The organism is Streptomyces racemochromogenes (assembly GCF_044129415.1).
In the GTDB taxonomy this organism is placed as follows: domain Bacteria; phylum Actinomycetota; class Actinomycetes; order Streptomycetales; family Streptomycetaceae; genus Streptomyces; species Streptomyces racemochromogenes_A.
The window spans coordinates 1-6350 of sequence record NZ_JBBDHD010000225.1 but is presented as its reverse complement, the minus strand read 5'-3'; the positions used below and the strand labels follow the sequence as shown (position 1 = coordinate 6350).

The 6350-nt window shown below is 70.6% G+C and carries 2 protein-coding genes and 1 pseudogene; all 3 read left to right on the top strand.

Annotated features, from left to right (window positions below):
- Positions 1-4254: HAMP domain-containing protein (locus WDV06_RS35780; RefSeq protein ID WP_395513989.1), on the top strand; the 4254-nt coding region annotated here is incomplete at its 5' end.
- Positions 4255-4488: 234 nt separating this feature from the next.
- On the top strand, positions 4489-5169 hold the full coding sequence (locus WDV06_RS35775) for a response regulator (RefSeq protein WP_395513988.1): 681 nt from the start codon (positions 4489-4491) through the stop codon (positions 5167-5169).
- A gap of 123 nt (positions 5170-5292) precedes the next feature.
- Positions 5293-6318 (top strand): annotated as a pseudogene (locus tag WDV06_RS35770) (cell division protein FtsK); the annotation flags it as partial.
- Positions 6319-6350 lie beyond the last annotated feature (32 nt).

The following is a 6350-nucleotide window of genomic DNA, read 5'->3' as shown; positions in this document are numbered from 1 at the left end:
GCGGTGGCCAACGGCGACCTGTCGCAGAAGGTCACCGTGGACGTCTCGGGTGAGATGCTCCAGCTGAAGAACACCGTCAACACGATGGTGGACCAGCTCCAGTCGTTCGGTTCGGAAGTGACGCGGGTGGCCCGTGAGGTCGGCGTCGAGGGCGAGCTGGGCGGTCAGGCCCAGGTGCCGGGTGCGGCCGGTACGTGGAAGGACCTCACCGACTCGGTGAACACCGCCTTCCGCAACCTCACCGGGCAGGTGCGCAACATCGCGCAGGTGACGACGGCGGTGGCCAACGGCGACCTGTCGCAGAAGGTCACCGTGGACGTCTCGGGTGAGATGCTCCAGCTGAAGAACACCGTGAACACGATGGTGGACCAGCTGTCGTCCTTCGCCGACCAGGTCACACGGATGGCGCGGGACGTGGGCACGGAGGGCCGGCTCGGCGGCCAGGCCCGGGTCGAGGGGGTGTCCGGGACCTGGAAGGAGCTGACCGACTCCGTCAACTTCATGGCCGGGAACCTGACCTCGCAGGTGCGCCAGATCGCCCAGGTGACGACGGCGGTGGCGCGCGGTGACCTGTCGCAGAAGATCGACGTGGACGCGCGGGGCGAGATCCTGGAGCTGAAGAACACCATCAACACGATGGTGGACCAGCTCTCGGCCTTCGCCGAGCAGGTGACGCGGGTGGCCCGTGACGTGGGTACGGAGGGCCGGCTCGGCGGTCAGGCGCAGGTGCCCGGCGTGGCCGGCGTGTGGCGCGACCTGACGGACTCGGTGAACGGCATGGCCGGGAACCTGACCTCCCAGGTCCGCAACATCGCCCAGGTCGCGACGGCGGTGGCGCGCGGTGACCTGTCGCAGAAGATCGACGTGGACGCGCGCGGGGAGATCCTGGAGCTGAAGAACACCATCAACACGATGGTGGACCAGCTCTCGAACTTCGCCGAGCAGGTGACGCGGGTGGCCCGCGAGGTGGGCACCGAGGGCATCCTGGGCGGCCAGGCGGAGGTGAAGGGGGTCTCCGGCACCTGGAAGGACCTCACCCAGTCCGTCAACTTCATGGCGAACAACCTGACCTCCCAGGTCCGCAACATCGCCGAGGTGACCACGGCGGTGGCCATGGGCGACCTCTCCAAGAAGATCACCGTCGACGCCAAGGGGGAGATCCTCGAACTGGTCACCACGGTGAACACCATGGTCGACCAGCTGTCCTCCTTCGCCGAGCAGGTGACGCGGGTGGCCCGTGAGGTGGGCACCGAGGGCATCCTCGGCGGTCAGGCGCGGGTGCGCGGGGTCACCGGCATCTGGAAGGACCTGTCGGACAACGTCAACACGATGGCCGGGAACCTGACGGCCCAGGTGCGCGGGATCGCCCAGGTGTCCGCGGCCGTCGCCAACGGCGACCTCACCAAGAAGGTCACCGTCGAGGCGCGCGGCGAGGTCGCGCAGCTCGCCGACACGGTGAACACGATGGTCAAGACCCTGTCCTCGTTCGCGGACGAGGTCACGCGCGTGGCCCGCGAGGTGGGTACGGAGGGCCGCCTGGGCGGCCAGGCGCACGTGCCGGGCGTGTCGGGCACGTGGAAGGACCTCACCGACTCGGTGAACTTCATGGCCTCCAACCTGACCGGCCAGGTGCGGCAGATCGCCATGGTCACGACCGCCATCGCCAAGGGCGACATGACCAAGAAGATCGACATCGATGCGCGCGGAGAGATCCTGGAGCTGAAGACGACCATCAACACGATGGTCGACCAGCTGTCCTCCTTCGCCGACCAGGTGACCCGGGTGGCCCGTGAGGTGGGCACCGAGGGCATCCTGGGCGGCCAGGCCCGGGTGCGCGACGTGGACGGCACCTGGCGCGACCTGACCGAGTCCGTGAACGAGATGGCCGGCAACCTCACCCGGCAGGTGCGGGCCATCGCGGCCGTGGCGACCGCGGTGACCCGGGGGGACCTGAGCCTGAAGGTCGACGTCGACGCGGCGGGCGAGATCCAGGCGCTCCAGGACAACATCAACACGATGATCGCGAACCTGCGCGACACCACCCTGGCCAACAAGGAGCAGGACTGGCTCAAGGGCAACCTCGCCCGGATCTCGGCCCTGATGCAGGGCCGCCGGGACCTGGACGACGTGGCCGGACTGATCATGAGCGAGCTGACGCCGGTGGTCGCGGCGCAGCACGGGGCGTTCTTCCTGGCGGTGCCCACCGGCGGGAGCTCCGAGATCGGGACGGACGGCGGCGCGGAGGGCTCGTACGAGCTGCGGATGCGCGGGAGCTACGCGTACGCGGGCGGGCAGATGCCGATCTCCTTCCGGCCGGGGGAGGGGCTGATCGGGACGGTCGCGGAGGAGAAGCGGATCATCCTGGTGGAGAACACCCCGCCGGGGTACCTGAAGATCTCCTCGGGGCTGGGTGAGGCGCCGCCCGCGCACGTGATCGTGCTGCCGGTGCTGTTCGAGGGCAAGGTGCTCGGCGTCATCGAGCTGGCCGGCTTCCAGCCGTTCACGCAGATCCAGAAGGACTTCCTGAGCCAGATCGCCGAGATGATCGGTACGAGCGTCAACACCATCTCCGTGAACTCCAAGACGGAGATGCTGCTCAAGCAGTCCCAGGAGATGACCGAGCAGCTGCGCGAGCGCTCCGACGAGCTGGAGAACCGGCAGAAGGCGCTCCAGGCCGCGAACGCGGAGCTGGAGGAGAAGGCGGAGCTGCTGGCCCAGCAGAACCGGGACATCGAGGTGAAGAACACCGAGATCGAGGAGGCCCGGCAGGTCCTGGAGGAGCGCGCCGAGCAGCTCGCGGTGTCGATGCGCTACAAGAGCGAGTTCCTCGCGAACATGTCGCACGAGCTGCGCACCCCGCTGAACTCGCTGCTGATCCTGGCGAAGCTGCTCGCGGACAACGCGGACGAGAACCTCTCGCCGAAGCAGGTGGAGTTCGCGGAGACCATCCACGGCGCGGGTTCCGACCTGCTCCAGCTGATCAACGACATCCTCGACCTGTCGAAGGTCGAGGCCGGGAAGATGGACGTCTCGCCGACCCGGATCGCGCTGGTCCAGCTCGTGGACTACGTGGAGGCCACGTTCCGGCCGCTGACCGCGGAGAAGGGCCTGGACTTCTCGGTCCGGGTCTCCCCGGAGCTGCCCGCGACCCTGCACACCGACGAGCAGCGCCTGCTCCAGGTGCTGCGCAACCTGCTGTCGAACGCGGTGAAGTTCACCGACAACGGCGCGGTGGAGCTGGTGATCCGGCCCGCCGGGGCGGATGTGCCGGCGGCGATCCGGGAGCAGCTGCTGGAGGCCGGGTCGCTGCGGGACGCCGACGCGGACCTGATCGCGTTCTCGGTGACCGACACCGGCATCGGGATCGCGGCGAGCAAGATGCTGGTGATCTTCGAGGCGTTCAAGCAGGCCGACGGGACGACGAGCCGCAAGTACGGCGGTACGGGGCTCGGCCTGTCCATCAGCCGGGAGATCGCCCGGCTGCTGGGCGGGGAGATCCACGCGGCCAGCGAGCCCGGCCGCGGGTCGACGTTCACGCTGTACCTTCCGCTGCACCCGAGCGAGCTGCCCCCGCAGGGATACGCGCCGCCGACCCCGGGCGGGGCGCGGACCGAGTACCGCAGGGCGGCGGAGGAGGCGCTGCCGGTGCCCCCGCCGGCGCCGGCGGCCGCGCTGCCCCCGGCCCCGAAGAACGCGGTCCCGGTGCGGCAGGCACTGCCGGCGGCGGAGCCGGCCGGGCAGGGTTCCTCCGCGCTGTTCCGGCGCCGCCGCAAGCCGCTGACCGGTCCGCCGCCGCGCACCGAGGTGCCGGGGCAGCCGGACGGGGTGGCGTGGGAGGAACCGGAGGCGCTGCCCGCGGCACCGCGCACGTACGACTTCCACGGCGAGCGGGTGCTCATCGTGGACGACGACGTGCGCAACGTCTTCGCCCTGACGAGCGTGCTGGAGCAGCACGGGCTGGCGGTGCTCTACGCCGAGAACGGCAGGGAGGGCATCGAGGTGCTGGAGCAGCACGACGACGTGGCCGTGGTGCTGATGGACATCATGATGCCGGAGATGGACGGGTATGCGACGACGTCGGCGATCCGGCGGATGCCGCAGTTCGAGGGGCTGCCGATCATCGCGCTGACGGCGAAGGCGATGAAGGGGGACCGGGAGAAGGCCATCGATTCCGGGGCTTCCGACTACGTCACCAAGCCGGTCGAACCCGACTACCTGCTGTCGGTCATGGAGCAGCACATGCGCGGGGACTGACCGGAGGCCGGGGCGTGGGGGAGGGCGGGCGGGGAACCTTCCGCCCTCCCGCCGCGTTTCGGCTTCGTGCACAGTGACATCTTGGTGACAGGGTGTGGCGATCTCAGGACTGGGGCTACGATGACCGGCACAAGGACGGACGGCTCGAAGACGCCGTCCTCTGGGGCGGGCCCCGGCACACAGGCCGGCGTCCGGAGCCGGGGAGGCCCCATGCCGGGGCGAGGAGGACAGGGCATGGTGCAGAAGGCCAAGATCCTCCTGGTCGACGACAGGCCGGAGAATCTGCTGGCGCTGGAGGCCATCCTCTCCGCGCTCGATCAGACACTGGTCCGGGCGTCGTCGGGGGAGGAAGCGCTCAAAGCGCTGCTTACGGACGATTTCGCGGTCATCCTGCTGGATGTCCAGATGCCGGGAATGGACGGGTTCGAAACCGCCGCGCACATCAAGCGGCGCGAACGGACCCGGGACATCCCGATCATCTTCCTCACCGCGATCAACCACGGTCCCCACCACACCTTCCGCGGGTACGCGGCGGGCGCGGTGGACTACATCTCGAAGCCGTTCGACCCCTGGGTGCTGCGCGCCAAGGTCTCGGTGTTCGTCGAGCTGTACACCAAGAACTGCCAACTGCGGGAGCAGGCGGCCCTGCTGCGCCTCCAGCTGGAGGGCGGCGGATCCAACGGCGACGGCAGCAAGGAGGCGGCCGGTCTGCTGGCCGAGCTGTCGGCACGGCTCGCGGCGGTCGAGGAGCAGGCCGAGGCGCTGACCAAGCAGCTCGGTGAGGACTCCGCCGACGCCGCGGTGGTGGCCACGGCGGCGCACCTGGAGCGCAAGCTGACGGGCCTGCGCCGGGCTCTGGACGCGCTGGAGCCGGGAGCCGGCGGGGCCGCTCCGGTCCTGCCCGCGCAGGGCTGACCGCCCGGCCGACGGCACGTCAGGTCTGCCGGCGCGTCAAGAGGCGTACGGACGGGGCGACACGAACGGGTGAAGGGGTGGGCACGCGTGTCCACCGGCGCGCGCACCGGTAACCTCGGGCCCATGGCCTCACGTACGTCCGGCAAGGGTTCCCAGAGCACCGCGGGCGCCGCGAAGGGCCGCCCCGGCCGTACGACGGCCCCGGCCGGGAAGGCGGCCCCGGCGCGCAAGCCTCCCGCGAAGAAGGCCGCGGCGGCACGGCGCGCCCCGGTGAAGAAGACCGCCGCCAAACCGGCGCCGTCCCCGACCGGGGGCGTGGTGTGGCTCGTCCGCGGCTGCTGGCTCGGGCTCGCGCACCTCGTCGGCAAGGCGTTCCGGGGCATCGGCCGGGGTGCGAAGAACCTCGACCCCGCCCACCGCAAGGACGGCGTCGCGCTGCTGCTGCTCGCCCTGGCGCTGATCGTCGCCGCCGGGACCTGGTCCAACCTGAGCGGGCCCGTCGGGGACCTGGTCACCATGCTGGTCACGGGGGCCTTCGGGCGCCTGGACCTGCTCGTGCCGATCCTGCTCGGGATCATGGCGGTACGTTTCATCCGGCATCCCGAGCAGAGCGACGCCAACGGGCGCATCGGCATCGGCCTCTCCGCCCTGGTCATCGGCGTCCTCGGGCTGGTCCACATCGCCTGCGGGGCCCCCGGCCGCGACGAGGGCACCACCGCCATGCAGAACGCGGGCGGACTCGTCGGGTGGGCGGCCTCCAAGCCGCTGATCTTCACCATGGGTGCTCCGCTGGCCGTGCCCATGCTGGTGCTGCTCACCGTCTTCGGCCTGCTGGTCGTGACCGCGACCCCGGTCAACGCGATCCCGCAGCGGCTGCGCCGGCTGGGGATCCGGCTGGGGATCATCGCCCCGAACGCGTACGACGACGAGGGGTACGGGGAGGCCGGCGCCGGCCGCCCCGGCCGGCACGACGCCGAGCAGTGGCGGGCCCGCGAGGAGGCCGTGGCGGGCGGCCCGGCCGACGCCGCCGAGGAGGCGGCCCTGGCCAAGCGGCGCCCCCCGCGGCGGGCCCCCCCGCGGCCGGGGGATCGGGAGATTGAAGCCGTAGACCTTGCCGGCGCTGCCCCCCCCCCCCACGACCCGGTCGTCTACAGCTGTATCATATAAAAAAAAACCAAACA